Source organism: Acinetobacter sp. HA (assembly GCF_000264725.1).
Taxonomy (GTDB): domain Bacteria; phylum Pseudomonadota; class Gammaproteobacteria; order Pseudomonadales; family Moraxellaceae; genus Acinetobacter; species Acinetobacter schindleri.
The window spans coordinates 20,588-37,555 of sequence record NZ_AJXD01000012.1 but is presented as its reverse complement, the minus strand read 5'-3'; the positions used below and the strand labels follow the sequence as shown (position 1 = coordinate 37,555).

The 16,968-nt window shown below is 43.3% G+C and carries 15 protein-coding genes and 2 pseudogenes; 3 read left to right on the top strand and 14 right to left on the bottom strand.

All coding sequences use genetic code 11. From position 1 onward, the window contains the following. The first annotated feature begins 253 nt into the window (after positions 1–253). Together HADU_RS03225 and HADU_RS03220 are read left to right on the top strand one after the other, a co-directional pair. Entirely contained in the window at positions 254–2,290 is a 2,037-nt protein-coding gene (locus tag HADU_RS03225) for a choline transporter (protein WP_004809379.1), read from the top strand. Between the two features lie 28 nt (positions 2,291–2,318). Then, the gene (locus HADU_RS03220; protein ID WP_004809382.1) at positions 2,319–2,927 is read left to right on the top strand and encodes a MarC family protein; all 609 of its coding nucleotides are present in this window, start codon (positions 2,319–2,321) and stop codon (positions 2,925–2,927) included. A gap of 8 nt (positions 2,928–2,935) precedes the next feature. Here the strand turns inward: HADU_RS03220 and HADU_RS03215 are convergent, their stop codons facing one another. Beyond that, on the bottom strand, positions 2,936–3,139 hold the full coding sequence (locus HADU_RS03215) for a hypothetical protein (RefSeq protein ID WP_004809384.1): 204 nt from the start codon (positions 3,137–3,139) through the stop codon (positions 2,936–2,938). Positions 3,140–3,229: 90 nt separating this feature from the next. Then, positions 3,230–4,243 carry a M48 family metallopeptidase gene (locus tag HADU_RS03210; protein ID WP_004809385.1) on the bottom strand — a complete coding sequence of 338 codons (1,014 nt, stop codon included), beginning with the start codon at positions 4,241–4,243 and terminating at the stop codon, positions 3,230–3,232. 406 nt (positions 4,244–4,649) lie between these two features. Here HADU_RS03210 and HADU_RS03205 point away from each other — a divergent pair, with 406 nt between their 5' ends. After that, positions 4,650–4,988 (top strand): P-II family nitrogen regulator, encoded by a 339-nt coding sequence (locus HADU_RS03205; RefSeq protein ID WP_008303518.1) that lies wholly within the window; start codon positions 4,650–4,652, stop codon positions 4,986–4,988. Between the two features lie 158 nt (positions 4,989–5,146). Here the strand turns inward: HADU_RS03205 and HADU_RS03200 are convergent, their stop codons facing one another. From HADU_RS03200 to HADU_RS03145, 12 genes and pseudogenes are all read right to left on the bottom strand, one after another. Then, positions 5,147–5,350, bottom strand: a complete 204-nt coding sequence (locus HADU_RS03200; RefSeq protein WP_008303516.1) for a hypothetical protein — start codon at positions 5,348–5,350, stop codon at positions 5,147–5,149. 273 nt (positions 5,351–5,623) lie between these two features. Next, positions 5,624–6,827, bottom strand: a pseudogene (locus HADU_RS03195) (MFS transporter). A gap of 84 nt (positions 6,828–6,911) precedes the next feature. Next, positions 6,912–7,568, bottom strand: coding sequence for an ATP-binding cassette domain-containing protein (locus HADU_RS03190; RefSeq protein ID WP_008303514.1), 657 nt, complete (start codon positions 7,566–7,568; stop codon positions 6,912–6,914). Continuing rightward, positions 7,568–8,254, bottom strand: a complete 687-nt coding sequence (modB, locus tag HADU_RS03185) for a molybdate ABC transporter permease subunit (RefSeq protein WP_008303512.1) — start codon at positions 8,252–8,254, stop codon at positions 7,568–7,570. Before modB ends, HADU_RS03190 begins: the two co-directional genes overlap by 1 nt. Before the next feature lie 12 nt (positions 8,255–8,266). After that, positions 8,267–9,022, bottom strand: a complete 756-nt coding sequence (modA, locus tag HADU_RS03180) for a molybdate ABC transporter substrate-binding protein (protein WP_008303511.1) — start codon at positions 9,020–9,022, stop codon at positions 8,267–8,269. Between the two features lie 14 nt (positions 9,023–9,036). Beyond that, the gene (locus HADU_RS03175) at positions 9,037–10,284 is read right to left on the bottom strand and encodes a molybdopterin molybdotransferase MoeA (RefSeq protein WP_008303508.1); all 1,248 of its coding nucleotides are present in this window, start codon (positions 10,282–10,284) and stop codon (positions 9,037–9,039) included. Continuing rightward, positions 10,281–11,203 (bottom strand): annotated as a pseudogene (moaCB, locus tag HADU_RS03170) (bifunctional molybdenum cofactor biosynthesis protein MoaC/MoaB). The gene HADU_RS03175 and the pseudogene moaCB overlap by 4 nt, the downstream one beginning before the upstream one ends. Before the next feature lie 45 nt (positions 11,204–11,248). Then, entirely contained in the window at positions 11,249–11,815 is a 567-nt protein-coding gene (locus tag HADU_RS03165) for a molybdenum cofactor biosynthesis protein MoaE (protein WP_008303506.1), read from the bottom strand. Between the two features lies 1 nt (position 11,816). Further along, entirely contained in the window at positions 11,817–12,083 is a 267-nt protein-coding gene (locus HADU_RS03160) for a MoaD/ThiS family protein (protein WP_004809395.1), read from the bottom strand. A 1-nt stretch (position 12,084) separates the two neighbouring features. Then, complete coding sequence (gene moaA, locus HADU_RS03155) at positions 12,085–13,146, bottom strand: GTP 3',8-cyclase MoaA (protein ID WP_005222119.1); 1,062 nt, start codon at positions 13,144–13,146, stop codon at positions 12,085–12,087. A 226-nt stretch (positions 13,147–13,372) separates the two neighbouring features. Then, on the bottom strand, positions 13,373–13,996 hold the full coding sequence (locus HADU_RS03150; RefSeq protein ID WP_005222121.1) for a molybdenum cofactor guanylyltransferase: 624 nt from the start codon (positions 13,994–13,996) through the stop codon (positions 13,373–13,375). Further along, complete coding sequence (locus HADU_RS03145; RefSeq protein ID WP_008303502.1) at positions 13,996–16,773, bottom strand: nitrate reductase; 2,778 nt, start codon at positions 16,771–16,773, stop codon at positions 13,996–13,998. Before HADU_RS03145 ends, HADU_RS03150 begins: the two co-directional genes overlap by 1 nt. Between the last annotated feature and the right edge of the window lie 195 nt (positions 16,774–16,968).

Sequence of the window (16,968 nt, the reverse complement as noted above, 5' to 3'; positions counted from 1 at the left end):
ACGAATATAACAATAGAAAACCATTCTGCTAGATCAATAGCGGAGTGATGTAACAATTCATAAACGCTTTTTTAATTGAACGTTCAATTAATAAAAATTATAGTGCCGGCTCACCCTTGATGTACAGCGCAGTTTGTTTTGGATTTGCAAAAGTTTGTAATTCACAAAAACAAGGCAGCTTTACCGCAGGCTCTTGCTTTCAAATCACACTGCACTGTAGATCATCCGGCAACAAAACGATGGTCATGGATTTATGCAAAAGAAAAACGAAGAGGTGCAAGATAGTCTGAATAAAGTGGTCTTTTATTTTTCGGCAACGCTTATTCTGCTGTTTTCTATCATCACCATTTTATTTAATGAACAGGCCAATCAGGTTATTACCAATATTTTAAACTGGGTCAGTGCGACCTTTAGCTGGTACTACCTGTTGGCGGCAACACTGTATCTGGTCTTTATCCTTTTTATCGCCTGCTCACGTTATGGCGAGATTAAATTGGGTCCTAAACATTCCAAGCCAGAATTTAGTCTACTGAGTTGGTCGGCGATGCTATTTTCTGCCGGAATCGGGATTGACCTGATGTTTTTCTCGGTGGCAGAACCGCTTTCCCATTATATGCATCCACCGGTGGGTGAAGGCGAAACCTTTGAGGCTGCACGTCAGTCCATGGTCTGGACGCTGTTTCACTATGGTTTAACCGGCTGGAGTATGTACGCGCTCATTGGGGTCGCACTGGGCTATTTCAGTTATCGTTATAACTTGCCACTGACCATCCGTTCGGCACTCTATCCCATCTTCGGTAAAAAAATTAATGGTCCAATTGGACATACAGTAGATACTGCTGCGGTACTCGGGACGATTTTTGGTATTGCCACCACCTGCGGTATTGGCGTCGTACAATTAAATTATGGTCTGCATGTGCTGTTTGGTTTACCGGAAAATCTCTGGGTCCAGACCGCTTTAATTCTGGTGGCCGTGATTATTACTATTTTTTCTGTTGCTGCGGGGGTCAACAAAGGTATTCGCATTCTTTCAGAGATCAATATTTACGTATCGATCGGATTACTGCTGTTCATTCTATTTGTCGGCAATACCGAGTTTTTACTGGGTGCCTTGATCCAGAACTTTGGCGACTACATCAGCCAGTTTCCTCAACTGTCTTTGACCAGTTTTCCTTTTGAGCAGCCGAAAGAATGGATGAATAGCTGGACCTTGTTCTTCTGGGCCTGGTGGATCGCCTGGTCACCTTTTGTGGGGCTATTCCTGGCACGGATTTCACGTGGTCGTACCATTCGTGAATTTGTCACTGGGACTTTGGTTATTCCATTGTTATTTACCCTGACCTGGTTATCTATTTTTGGTAACAGCGCCTTATATAGCGTTATTTTTGATGGTAATACTCAGTTAGCAGCGACCGTTCTCGATAACCCGGCCCACGGTTTTTATGACCTGTTAGCCCAATATCCCGGCTTTATGTTTACCGCAGGCGTGGCCACGATTACCGGTTTATTATTCTATGTGACCTCGGCAGATTCTGGAGCATTGGTATTAGGCAATTTCACCACTAAATTTAGCAATATCGAGCATGATTCTCCACGCTGGCTCAGTATTTTCTGGGCGATTGCGATTGGCTTGCTGACCTTGGCGATGCTGATGGCCAATGGCGTGACAGCATTACAGAACACCACGATTATTATGGGCCTGCCCTTTAGTTTCGTGATCTTCTTTGTGATGGCAGGTTTATATAAATCTTTGCGACTTGAAGATTTCCGTCAAGCCAGTACCAGTCTGAATGCAGCGCCTGTGGTCGGCAATGTCGATATTTTTAACTGGAAGAAACGCCTGAGTCGGGTCATGCTGCATCCCAGCTTGAACCAAACCCGAAACATGCTGGATGACGTGTGTAAACCGGCAATTCAGGCTGTAGCCAGCGAGCTGATCAGCAAAGGGATACACGTTGATGTACAGGAAAAACCGGTTGATCATGAACCTGAACTTTATCATCTGGATTTAGTCATTCAGCTGGATGAAGAAGAAAACTTTGTCTATGCCATTTGGCCAGTACGTTATGACACGCCAAACTTCAGTGCCCGCGGGAAACGCACCAAGCGTTATTACTACCGCCTGGAAAGTTACCTGTTTGAAGGCTCTCAGGGTAATGATCTGGTGGGTTATAGCAAAGAACAGGTGATCAATGACATTCTGGATAAATATGAACGTCATATGATGTATCTGCATATCAACCGGATTAGCCCGGGTAAACGCCCACTATTTCCGGATCGCGAATCTTAGGATAAGACCCATTAAAAAGGATTGAATAATGTCAGAAACTTTAAATGCCTTTGCCCTGTTCTTCTCCCTGCTCAATCCTTTTTTGATGAGTATTTACATGCTCGGAATTATCCGTAATTCCGAGGCCAAAGTATTCAACATGGCATTGATTCAGGGCAGCCTGATCAGCTTTATTGTTTTTATCATTTTTGCCAAGACTGGCGAAGCTTTCTTTCAGGAAGTGCTGCACGTCCGCTTTGAATCCTTCCAGATTTTTGGCGGTATTATCTTTCTGGTGATTGGCTATCGTTATGTGTTTGAAGGTGCCGATACGATTGGGGTCATGCGTGGTGCACCCAGTCATCTGGCGGGCACCATTGCCATGCCCTTTATGATTGGTCCGGGAACCATTTCGGCATCCGTGATTACCGGCATTCAGCTCAGTTTATGGCAAACCGTTCTGGTGATTTTCTCTACCCTTTTTCTGACATGTAGCCTGTTAATTCTAATGAAATATTTACATGATCATTTACAGCATAAATACTCCAACTATATCGATTTATATGTCGATATTGTCGGTCGTGTTGCTGCGCTGCTGATTGGGACAATTGCGATTGATATGATTGTCACGGGCGTCAGTGGCATCATGCAGGGTTAATTCAATCATTATAAAAGCCGTCTTAACTGCTTGTTGCGCGTCACCAGCCCTAAGACTTTTCGGCGTGCCATAATATCTTCTTGACTGCATTTCAGCATTTCACTGAGTTGTTCAATAGGTAAATTATTATTTTCAATCAGTATAATGTCCTGCTCACGTGTCCAATGGGCCGTGAGCAATTTAGCGGTTAATTTCTTGGTATTTACTCTCATTCATTTCAACGCATCATCAAACAATTGATTTCAGTTTAAAACACTATAAATCATATGCTGTTGAAGTCTGGTAAATCCATGTTTATCAAGTTATAGCACCCTTTTCACTGTGCTCAAGGCGTCTTTTGGCTGACTCACTGGACTTTGACTGGTGACGCTGGTTTGCACATTCGATTTGAGTACATAATGGAGCTTACCTTCTGCATCCTTGGTGATCGACTCAATATCAATATTACGTACCAGTTGACCATTAATCAGTAACCTCGTATTCGGATCTTGTTTGATTTCAATCAGATTTTTAGAGCTCAACTGTTCCGTAGTGCTTTTATCATAAAGCGCCATCGGGCTATCCAGATTTTCTTCGGCATATTTTAAACGCTGCTTTAAAGATGGATGCCGTTGCATAAATGCAGGTAATTTGCTTTGTATCGGGTATTCTTTCAGAAAAGTCGGATAGAACTGAGCGAATACTGCAATTCCCTGTTTAGGGTTATATCCTGCTCTTGCCATGAGTTCGAGTCCCAACAAATCTGCTTCTTTCTCCATGCGGCGCTGATAGGTACTACCATACCCATCATGTAATATGCCCGTAATCAGTGCTGAAGTTCCTGCTGTTGCCCAGGCAGTTCCCACTAAAAGTGGACTTACAATATATTTCCAGCTCTGTGTTTCACGCTGGTGCTCACGAATAACATGTGCCATTTCATGTGCCAGAATGTAAGCCAGCGCTTCATCATCCAGCATCGCACGATTTACCATCTTGTAGCTCATGAAAATCATACCATTAGCCAAGGCACCTGCATTGGATTTGTCTGAATGATAAAGATGAACGCCCCATTTAATTGTTCGATCTGCTGAAATGTAATGATCCGTATAAGGAATTATCCTGTTCATAATTTTAGCGCAACGTATTTCAGCTTCACTTAAATATTCTTTTTCGATAAGTCCCGTTTTTTGGGTAAATTTACGCTTCGCCTGTTCAACGACCTGATCTTGAGATAACAACATGAGTTGTTTACGGTCAGCTCCGTGTCCCATATGAGTGGTATTGATACAACCCGTTAGAGCCCCAACAGCAATGAGTGCTGAAAATAAATTTTTCATACAAAAAATTACATTTTATTAACATTTGATTGTAGTTTTAGCGGAATTCTTTTGAATTGTGAAGCTGTATTTAATAAATGTTTGGTCACTATTCTATTGCTAATCAATTAGAAAATAATTTTTTCAACTAAGCTTCTGAATTAATTATTTTTATATTAAAAATGAGAATTGGTTAAGGTTAAATCAGGATAAGCAGAATTAAAGCAAAGAAATAAGATTAAAAAAAGTAGCAGTACTCATTTCTAACTTAATCCTCCCTTTTATTCATATAAAAGCAATCTGAAAAATCATTCATGCGGATTTCGTGTCTATGAAGTGAATTTGAAACAGTAAATACATATTTAAATTGTATCTCTCTTCAATGGCTTCTATTTTTAAAGAATTAAGATAAGCCAAGGAGATCGAGATGAAATTAATAACAGCAATTATTAAACCATTCAGACTCGATGATGTACGTGCTGAACTTTCTCATCAGGGTGTTCATGGTTTGACAGTCACTGAGGTAAAAGGTGCCGGACGCCAGAAAGGTCACTCTGAAATGTATCATGGTGCTGAGTATAGTGCTGAATTCCTTCCGAAAGTAAAAGTAGAAGTTGCCGTCCCGGATGAAAAGGTAGATCAGGTGATTGAAGGTATCATTAAAGCGGCATGTACCGATAAAATTGGTGATGGCAAAATTTTTGTCACTCCTTTAGAGCAGGTCGTGCGAATCAGAACCAGCGAAACTGGAGTAGCAGCAATTTAGGCATCTTTTGTAAAAGTAAAAATTTATCTCTACAGAAATGCTGTTTATGAATCTATGCAAATTATATTTCAGTTAGTGGATCTATATAACTTGATAACTTGCAGAACAGCTCACCTATCTCATGATGGAGTGAGCTTTATTCTGGATAACTTGAGTATTTATTTTTGAGTTTTAGCTTCGACTGTTTTGGCATGTAAGACTTCGCTATCTGCTACCGTTACTTTCTTTTTCTCAAGATATTCTGCTGCCTTAGCAATATTTTTTTCTGCAAAATGCAAACCACCCTCACCTGCCATAGTGACGGTCGTAAACATACAAATGCCGCCTAATAATGCGAGAGTAAATATTATTCTTACTTTCATCGCTTCCCCTCCAAATTTGTAATTACTGAATTGATTTTTCTTTGTTTTAGATTAAGCAATTATTATTCCAATTCTTAAATTGGATATATTTTATTCATTATAATCTAACATAATATTTACCAAATAAAGCAATGTAATATCAATCACATATTTTTACCTAATCTTCCCTTTATAAAGTTCAGATGAAATATAAAGAAAACCTCAAAAATGCTTCATCTTTGAGGTTTTAAGATAGGCAATATTCTGTTTTGAACGTAGGTCTTGATCCTGTTTTTATTTTTGAGTTTTAGGCAGGAAGAAACTCAGTATGCCCAATAATGGCAGGTATGAACATAACTGGAATACCCAGGCAATGCTGGTATGATCTGCCACATAACCTAATCCTGCTGCTGCGATCCCACTGATGCCAAACATGACGCCAAACATCAAACCGGCAATCGTACCCACACGGCCTGGTACTGCTTCCTGAGCATACACCACCATCGCTGAAAATGCTGACGATAAAATCAGGCCAGCGAAAATTGAAAAGATACAAGTCCAGAATAAATTGGCATACGGCATGAGTAAGGCAAATGGTGCCATACCTAAAAAGGAAAACCAGATCACTGCATTACGGCCAATCCGGTCTCCAATGGGTCCACCAAAGAAAGTGCCCAAAGCGACGGCGCCCAAAAAAGGCAAATAGATAGAGCTGCGCATCTCGGATTGAGATACCAAATTTATCAATCAGGTAAAAAGTAAAATAATTACTGATGCTCACGGTATAAGTAAATTTGGCGATCATCAGGATACCAATGACACCAAGCGCACGGATTAAAGTGATTCCATGCAGTTTGGACGCTGCTGTAGCACCCATCTTTTTCAGTTGTGTCTGGCTATTCGTGATGGTCCAGCGGCTAACCTTAAACAATACAAATATGCCAAAAGCAGCAAACAGCATCAGCCATGCCGATGATGCTTGTCCATTCGGAATAATAATCAGTGCAGCCAGTAACGGTCCTACTGCAGAGCCACTATTACCACCGACCTGAAAGGCTGATTGTGCAGTACCGAGCTTACCACCAGAAGCCATACGCGCTACACGCGATGCTTCCGGATGAAAAGTCGAAGAACCGATCCCAATAATTGCAGCGGAAACCAGCAGCATTACAAAGCTCTTCGATAAAGCTAACAGCAGAATCCCAAACAGGGTAAAGCCCATACCGATCGGCAAAAGATAAGGCTTTGGATATTTGTCAGTATAGAAGCCCACCCAAGGTTGTAATAAAGACGCCGTCAATTGATACACGAGAGAGATTAAGCCGATCTGACCAAAACTCAGGTCATAATTAGTTTTCAATAAGGGATAGATGGCTGGTAAACAGGCTTGAATCAGGTCATTTAAGAAATGTGCAAGGGCAACAGCAAAGACAATGGGTAAAACCATTTTTGAGGCAGACCGCGTTACTTCGGTCTGTGCAATATCCGTCATATTCATCCATGTAGCATCCGGTAATGGCTGAAGATTATACGCCAAGCCAAATTACTTGAAATTTATTTTATTTTTTATTTATAAGTATTCTTAAAAAAGGTATTTCGGCGAATTGCTTAGCTGATGATCCTGTAATTCAATAATTTCTGCATCCAGCTGTTCCAGCTCTTCATGATGATGGGTCACATAAATCATCGGCACCTGTATTTCATCGCGGATGCGAGTAAAAAATGGCAGGATCTGCTGTTTCAGTTTGGTATCCAGGCCAGTCAATGGCTCATCCAAGAGCAGTAATTCAGGACTGGACAACAACGCCCGCCCGATCGAAATACGTTGTGCTTCTCCACCCGATAATTGCTGAACCCGACGCTGCAATAGATGATCAATTTCTAGTAACTCGGCAATCTCCTTTAATTGGAATTTTTCCTGTTCCAATTTGCCCCATTTTTTGGCGTAAAGCAGGTTCTGTTCAACATTCATATGTGGAAACAGCATCGCCTGCTGAAATACCAAGGCGATTTTACGCTGATGGATGGGAATATGAATTTTCTGATTTGTATCAGTCAGGATCTGTTTATTTAAATGAATATAGCCAGATTGTGGTTGATAGAGCCCAAGGAGTAATTTAAGAAAAGTAGTTTTTCCTGCTCCCGAAGGTCCAACAATTCCCATGACAGAATTCTGCATCTGGACTGCTGCATCTAAACTAAAGGCATCCTTTTGATAATGAAACTCACACTGTAGCATTAGCGCTCCTGAATTTTCTGCTGATATTTTTGCATAATCCAGTAATTCGCCAATAATGCTGCAAAAGCCAGACCTAGAGATAAAAGCACCAGTCGTAAAGCCATCTGTTCGCCATCAGGTTGCTGTAATAGGGAATAGATCGCAATCGGAATGGTGCGGGTTTCGTCAGGAATGTTGCCAACAAAGGTGATAGTGGCACCAAACTCGCCCAGACTGCGGCTAAAACAGAGAATACTGCCAATCAGAATACCGGGCAACGCCAGCGGTAAGCTGATACTGCAAAAAACTTTATAGGGATGAACACCCAAAGAATTTGCTACCTGTTCCAGTTGCGGATTAATCATTTGAAAGGACAACCGGATCGGTTGCACCATTAAGGGGAAAGCTACAATCATGGCGGCCAGCACTGCACCTTTCCAGTTAAAAGCCAGCTGAATGCCCCACTGCTGCAACCATTGTCCAATCCAGCCATTGCCACCAAAGACGATCAATAATAAATAGCCCAATACCACAGGTGGTAAAACCATCGGCAGGTGCAACAGTGTTTCCACCACATATTTCAGACGAAACTCATAACGTGCCAGAATCCAAGCCAATAAAATGGCAAACGGCAAACTGATCGCTGTGGCAAAACCTGCAACTTTTGCTGACAGATACAATGCACTGAGTTCCTCTGGTGTCAGCATACTGGAACCATCCTAGAGTTTAAAACCATAGTGCTGATAAATCTTTTTCGCCTCAGTATGCTGACTCATAAAACGCATGAATTTGACTGCATCGGCATTTTTACTGCCCTGCTGAGTCAAGGCAATTGGATAGACAATCGGGCTATGCGTATGAGCTGGAAAGACTCCAGCAATTTTCACTTTTTTACTCTGTAACGCATCGGTCTTATACACAATCCCGGCCTGACATTCACCACGTTCCACAAAAGCCAACGCCGAACGAACACTATCTGTTTCGACAATGCGGCCTTGCAGACCCTTTAACCATTTCAGATTGGTTATACTCTGTTTGGCATATTTGCCAACAGGCACAGATTCCATTTGTCCGGTACATACATACCCCTGAAAGGACTGGGCAAAATTAAATTGAGAACTGGCCTGAAAGCTTTGCTGACGCTGTAAAGGACTGATTAATACCAGTTCATTGCTTAATAAGGGCTTTACTTGAGATCTAGCTATTTTTTGTTTTTTTACCAGATAATTCATCCAGTCCTGATCGGCAGAGAAAAAAATATCAGCCGGTGCGCCAGTTTCAATTTGTCGGGCGAGCGATGAAGACGCTGCAAAGACCAGCACTACTTTGATTGAGGGATACTGTTTTTCATAACGTCTGGCAATCTCCGTCACCGCATTGCTCAGACTGGCGGCCGCATAGACTCGGACGGTACTGCCAGCCTGGACTGAACAGGACAGGAAAACTGCACTGAATAAGATCAATCCCTTTTTCATTGGTGACATATTCCTTAAATAAACAGACCTTGCAGGATTTGACCGGCCTGGATGCTTTGCGCTGCCGGAATACGGACAATACAATTGGCCTGCATCAGGTTACTCAGCATATGCGACTGTTGCTTCGGCAAGCTGGAAAGCTTTAGCATTCCCGATTCAAAACTTACTGCCATACGCAAAAAACGTTCCCGGCTATCAGCTTTCAAGTCATGACTCATTACTGCACTAAACCATTGCGGTAATTGCTTTTGACCTTGTAACGTACTGATTAAGGTTGATACATACACCTGCATGCCTATATAGACTGCAGCCGGATTACCCGGCAGACCGAGTAAATAACATGGATTTTGATCGGGTCGCTCAGATTTGGCGAAGAACATTGGCTTGCCAGGTTTCTGTTCGACTTTCCAGAATAACTGTTCAAAACCAATTTTCAGTGCTACCGGGCGGACAAAGTCATAATCTCCTACCGATACACCACCGGTGGTCAGAATCAGATCGTACTGGGTTCTCAGCCTTTTAAATAGCGCGCTGACCGCCTGTTCGGTATCGGCAACATGCATGATCTCAACCTGCTGGTTTCTGGACTGGAACCAAGCTTGAATTAAAGGAGCATTGGCATCGAAAATTTTGCCGGAATTCAGGTCTTCCACAGTGTCAGCCACTTCATCCCCAGTAATCACCACTGCAATTTTAGGATAGCGATAAACTGAAACTTCCCGAATCCCTGCCATACTTAAGGCTGCAATTGTTCCAATACTGAGTTGCTGCCCCTGAACAGCCAGGCATTGGCTCATGCAAATTTCTTCACCCGCTTGACGGATATCAGCATCCAGTCGCAAGGCTTCAGTCAAGATAATGGTCGAGTCCCTGAGCTGTACAATTTCCTGTCGTGCCACCGTCGTGGTCTGCAACGGAATTTTCGCACCAGTAAAGATGCGTACTGCCTGACCTGGTTCAAGTATCAGATCAGCTCCCTGTCCAGCACGAATTTCACCGATCAGTTCAAAACTGCTTTCTGCTGGCATGTCGATATCCATACAGATGGCATAACCGTCTACAGCACTTTGCGAAAATATCGGCAGCTGAGTTTTTGAATAAATATCTTCGGCTACGAAACGGTTCAGTGCCTGACTTAAGGGCAGTGTTTCAATGGCTAAATGATCAGTATGATCTAGAATCATCTGCAGAGCCTGATCGACAGAAATTAGGCCGGGTTCACTGCCACAGACGGAATGTTCTGTCGTTACAGCAGAGTTCATTCATAGCCTCCTGCATGGGGAATATTTTTCTGTACATCAAACAGATGTACGAGTGCAGGTAAAATCGCCACTAAGGATTCTTTAGCCCCTTGGCGGCTACCCGGTAAGGTAAGGATCAGGCTGTTTTCAATATAACCTGCGACACCACGGCTCAGTGCTGCGTAAGGTGTGCGACGTTGACCAAAACTGCGTGCAGCTTCCATCAGTCCCGGAATTTCACGGGTTAGTAAGGGTTGAATAGTTTCCACTGTCAGATCTTTAGGGCCGAGTCCCGTACCACCCACTGTCAGAATTAATGGATAATCATTTTTTTGCTGTTCAATTAAAGCTTTTAGCTGTTCAGGACTATCCGGAATCACCTGATAGTGGATAAAGCCAAAATTAGCTTCTTCCAGAATTTCCATCACATTCTGCCCGGCTGTGTCGGCTTTCTTGCCAGATGCCACGGTATCAGAAAGTACAATGACAGAGGCTGGTAAAGGTTCTTTCAGAACACGGGTGAAATGTGATTTTCCACCCTTTTTTGCCCCAGTTTAACCTGATCCAGACATAATTCTTCCGGCTCACAATGTGGTTTCAGCATATCGTAAAGGGTCAAACCTGCCAGACTGACTGCTGTCAGTGCTTCCATTTCCACACCCGTTGGACCAATCGTTTCCACTACCGCAGTAATCACTACATGAGCTTCTTCAAGCTCATATTCCACATCGGCCCGATAAATTGGCAGTGGATGACATAGAGGAATGAGTTCATCAGTACGTTTTGCGCCTAAAATCCCTGCGATCCGAGCGGTTTTTAGCGCATCACCTTTGTCGGTATTACCATTACGCAGTAATTCAATGCAGTGTGGCGGCGCATGCAGAATCCCGGTGGCAAAAGCAGTGCGGTAACTCTCCGGTTTCATTCCGACATCTTTCATGGCTTATCCTTCTTGAATCTTTTCATTTTTTACTCAAACTTGAATTTATAGCGGCCATTGATAAACAGGAACATCTGGCTGGATCAGATTCAAAGGCAATTTTTCCGATGTATGTGCATCAGTACAGTTATGAGTATGCGCATGCTTTCTATGAGGGTGATGATCTGAACCCTGGTCACGACGAATGCAGCAACCTTCGACATATTGGCTACTGCCATCCATATAGAATTCTTCTTTCCAGACCGGTACTTCATGCTTGACCCGTTCCACGGCTTCTTCGCAGGCTTGAAAAGCTTCCCGACGATGTGATGCATAGGCCATGGCAATAATGGCGATATCACCAATATCCAGTGAACCGATACGATGTACAACTCGGACATAGGACACGTCATATTCAGCCTGAATTTCCTGCTCGATCTGGCGAATCATCTTTTCAGCAACAGGTGCATAAGCGGTATATTTCAGTGCTTTAACCGCTTTACCTTCATGATGATTTCGTACTGTTCCAATAAAAATACCGATTCCCCCACATTCAGGAAAATATTGAATCCCATCAAATACGTCCTGTTGCAGCGGTGTGTCCTGAATACGGGCAAATTGTTTCAGTTCCATCTCAACCTCCTGCGACCGGTGACAGCAACACTAGAGTACTGTCCTGATTTAATCGAGTCTGACGAGAAATAATGTCTTCACCGATGGCACAGGCACAACGCTCTAACAGGTTGAAAGCTTCTGGAAAGGACTGAATGACTTTATTGAGTACATCGGCGACCAGACTGTCTATCTGACATTGCACAGTTAAATCTTGAGGTAACTGACGTTCGATCGCACCGAAAGATTCGATTTTGACGGTAATCGATGATTGAAGTTTTGTAGTCATCTTAGCCTCCTATCATATGCATGCTGATTTTTCGGAAATTTGAATGGGTTTTATGGGAGGGATTGAACAGTCTTTGCTGAGCCTGAATGGCCTGAAAGCCAGCAGCTTTATTCCAGATATAGGGTTGCAGCTGTTGTTGCAGGGTTTGTTCAGCTGATGCTAGGTGCTGTCTTAACTGTTGAATACTGTTTTTGAGTTTTAGACCTTGAGTTGAGAATAAGCAGTTAAATAATTCACCTTGAGCATTCAGTCGTAAACGGTCACAGTTACCACAGAATGAATTGGTAATCGTTGAAATAATGCCGATCGACATACCGTCAATGTAATAGCTTCGTGCTGGATTAGCCCCCTGACCTTGTCTGATCTTTACTTCAAATACTTGTGCCAGTTGATCCAGAATGTCCTGCTCGCTAACCACATGATCACGTGACCAGTTCTGGTCGCCATCGAGTGGCATAAACTCGATAAAACGCAATTCAACTTGTTCGCGTTTGGCCCAGTGTGCCAAAGACAGAATCTGGTCATCATTGATGCCTTTGATGAGTACTGTATTAATTTTGATTTGAAAGCCAGCCTGCTGGGCTGCTTGAATGCCTTCTAATACGGGTTGCAGTTTTTTTGCAGTTAACTGTTCAAATTGCTCTGCATCCAGACTGTCCAGACTGATATTCAGGTCATCTAGCCCGGCCTGCTTTAATTCTGCTGCATATTGTTTGAGATAATGACCATTCGTAGTCATTGAAATACGTTTCAGGCCGATTTTTTTCAGTTGTTGTACTTCAGCAATAAAATGCACCACACCTTGGCGCATTAAAGGTTCGCCACCGGTAATCCGAATCTGTTCAATACCACGGCGAACCATGAATTCACAAAAATGATAGAGTTCTTCAAAGCTGAGTAAATCGTGTTTTTTCATCCATTCCGGATGTTCTGGCATGCAATAAACACATTTAAAATTACAGCGATCCGTCACAGAGATACGGAGCTTACGCTTATTGCGTCCAAACTGATCCTGAAATACCGGGACTGGTTCAGCATGCTGTAAAGGATTGATGTGGTTCATTGCTTATTCCATCAGGGTCGATCATCAACTTTTTTTCTAGCCAAATTTTTGCTGACCGATGCCCTATTAAATTGCTATTGCTCTAGGGTTAAAGTGCAATAAGTGTTCCAACTTTGCGCAGAAATTGCGGCTTTTTAATATTTGAGTGCGATTTATTGGAATTTAAGAAAAATAAGAGTTTTAAACAGGTGTATTGCCCTACTTTTAAGCACTACTCACTCAGCACTTAGAGAAAATGCAGTTGCTGATGCTGCTGCAATTCATCAAAGGAGTTAATGCTGTGAAAAAACAGTGCATGATTTTTAAATCGCGCCATTTGCATGTGCATTTTCGCAAAACAATGTCTTAAACTGCGCTGATTTTGTTCGAGATGCTGAACCAGTGTCGGCAAACTGCTTCGTTTAAGTAAGCAGAATGGATACAATGCTATATCATTTATTTCCACTACAGCCACTTCACAAAGAAGATCTCGCTGCATGGCCCGATGTAATCCAGAAATAACCTTTTTTGGAATGTAAGTCACATCGCACGGTACAAATAGCACATAGTCAGACTGCACATGAGACCAGGCACTTTTCATGCCCATCAAAGGTCCTTGAAAGCCCGGTTCATCATCCTGAAAATAACGGATTGATGGAATAAGGCGTTCATAAATGGAGTGATCACGGTGGCTGTTGATCCAGACCTGACCAACACGCGATCTAAGCTGCTGGTGAATCTTGATCAGTTGAATTTCATCATCAAACTTTTGCAGCAGCTTGTTAATGCCATTCATCCGACGCGCCTGGCCACCGGCCAGGATGACTAAATCGGTGGGTGGATAATTTATACTCTTATGGATTCTTTTCATTATACGGACTCCGTCTGGCAAGCTTTAATCAGGCCACGAATTTCAGGTAAGCAGGAACCGCAGTTGCCGCCGGCTTTTAGACATGCGGTCACCTGTTTTTCATTGGTGATATTTTTTTCTTTTATAGTTTGGATGATGCGATTTTTACCGACTTTAAAACAGCTGCACACTAGCGCACCTTCACTCTTGCTCATTGAGATCGCCTGACCGGCCAGCAACGCTTTACGGTGCATGGCACTGAGTCGTTCACGCTGAAACAGCCCCGATAACCAGTCGCGATCTGGTAACAGTACTTTCGGAGCGATATACAGACTGGCGATCAGCTTGCCATCCTGCAACACTATGCTATGGCTGATATGCGCGGTCTGGTCCTCCAGATTTAGCCATTCAAAGTCCTCTTCAGTAAAAGGCAATAAGTTCTTTAACTGTTGGGTTGTGGTATTGAATTTCTGACGATCCGCAATTTCATAACGTGTCGCACGAATAGCCTTTACCTTGGTCCACCAGATGGTTTTATCAATTAAGGGTTGCACATAACTTTCATAACCTTCACGTACATACAGCACGCCCTGCCACTGGGTATGGAATGGCTGGATCAACACTGGCGTATGCTTAAACTCGGGCTCGCCAGAAATGGCATCGACCACCGGATTCACCAGCTTGCCGATACGTGCATCGGATGCCACCTGATCACTCCAGTGGATTGGTGCAAAGACCTGACCACGACGGATATTGTTACTAACCTGAGCACGTAAAATACATTGTCCCCATTCAGAACGAACTTCGACCAGTTCACCATCCTGAATCCCGTATTTCAGTGCATCATTCGGGTGAATTTCACAGTAAGGTTCGGCACGATGTGTACTGAGGTTGGCAGATAATCCAGTGCGGCTCATGGTATGCCATTGGTCACGAATCCGACCAGTATTCAGAATTAAAGGATATTCACTGGAAACCTGATTGACCGGATCAATCGCAGTAGTCGTAATAAATCTCGCTTTACCATCCGCATGACTGAACTGGCCTTGGGCAAATAATCGACCTATAGATTGAGCAGGTTGCTGTTTATCCCAAACCGGCCATTGCACTGGTTCCAGTTTGTCATATTCTTCTGCGGTTAAATTACTCAAGCCTTGCAGATTAAAATAACGGAAATATGGAGTTTCTAGACGTTGGGAAATTTCTACATTCTGATAGGTAGAGAGTCCGGCATGTTCTTTAAAAATTTCATGGCTATTGTGAAAATCAAACCCTCTGAAGCCCATTTGCTTCGCCACCTGTGCAATCGCCCACCAGTCAGCTTTGGCTTCACCCGGCGCATCTAAAAAGGCATGTTGCCTTGAAATACGGCGTTCCGAATTGGTGACGGTTCCATCTTTTTCGCCCCAGCCTAAAGCTGGAAGTAATACATCAGCATATTGAGTAGTATCCGTATCCTGACAGATATCAGAGACCACTACGAATTCACATTTATCCAGAGCACGCTTCACTTGATCGGCATCGGGCAAGCTGACGACCGGATTGGTTGCCATGATCCAGATGGCTTTGATCTTGCCGCTTTCGACTGCCTGGAATAGATCAACTGCCTTAAAACCCGCTTGCTTGGCAATATATGGACTTTGCCAGAATTTTTGCACCAGCTGTTGATGCTCCGGATTTTCTAAATCCATATGGGCTGCCAGCATATTGGCCAGACCACCGACTTCACGTCCGCCCATCGCATTTGGCTGACCGGTCATAGAGAATGGGGCTGCACCGAGTCTGCCAATTTTTCCGGTGAGCAAATGGCAGTTAATAATACTGTTGGCTTTATCGACGCCACGGGATGACTGATTTACGCCCATGGAGAACAATGTCATGACTTTGTCAGTCTGGGCAAATTTTTCAAAGAATTGAGTCAGCTTAGCAGCTGAAATACCGGTGCGTGCCGCAACATTTTCAATCGAAGCTTCCGCAGTACTGCTGGTCAAGGCCTGTTCCAGCCCTTGGGTATGTGCAGCAACAAATTCCTGATCTACATCACCATGCTGATATAAGTACTGTAATAGGCCATTAAATAGTGCAACGTCTTGCCCTGGCAGAATAGGCAGATGCAAATCTGCTGCTTCACAGGTACTGGTAAAACGTGGATCAACCACAACCACGAACAGGTCACGCTGTTCCTTGGCTTTCATGATGCGCTGGTAGAGCACCGGATGACACCAAGCAGTATTGGAACCCACCAGCACCACCATGTCAGTATGTTCAAAATCTTCATAACTGGCTGGAACCAGATCTTCACCAAAGGCACGCTTATGTGCAGCTACAGCCGAAGACATACACAGGCGTGAATTGGTATCAATATTTGCCGTGCCGAGATAGCCTTTGACGAACTTATTCACCACATAATAGTCTTCAGTCAGCAGCTGACCCGAGACATAAAAGGCAATGCTGTCACGGCCATACTGCTCAATGTATTGCTGGAATTTATGGGCAATCGTTGAAGTTGCAGTATCCCAATCAGTAACTTCACGCTGATCTTTACGACCCAGCATTGGCTGCAGTAAACGGGTTTCCAGTCCTAAAGTATCTGCCAGATTACTGCCTTTGATGCACAATTTTCCGTAATTCGAAGGATGTTTGACATCACCTTCAACAGTCACTTTCGGACCTGATGTGGTCGGCGTTACATGTGCAGTCACACCACAACCCACGCCGCAATATGGGCATGTGGTCTGTGTGGTTTTAGTTTTTAATTCTGTGGAGCTATGCAGTTCCACCACTGGGATACTATTCATTGCTGCTGTGCTCCTAAATTATCTAAATTCACGTAATTCCGATTTTTATCTTGGCTTTATTTGAAATATGAAATTCATGTAAGCATTCACTATCGTGAGGTGGCATGGATGCCACCGATACCCATCATTACAGGACGTAATGTATGGGAATCCAAGATTTTTGTTACTTTTGATCTTTCAAAAGTAAGGGAATGC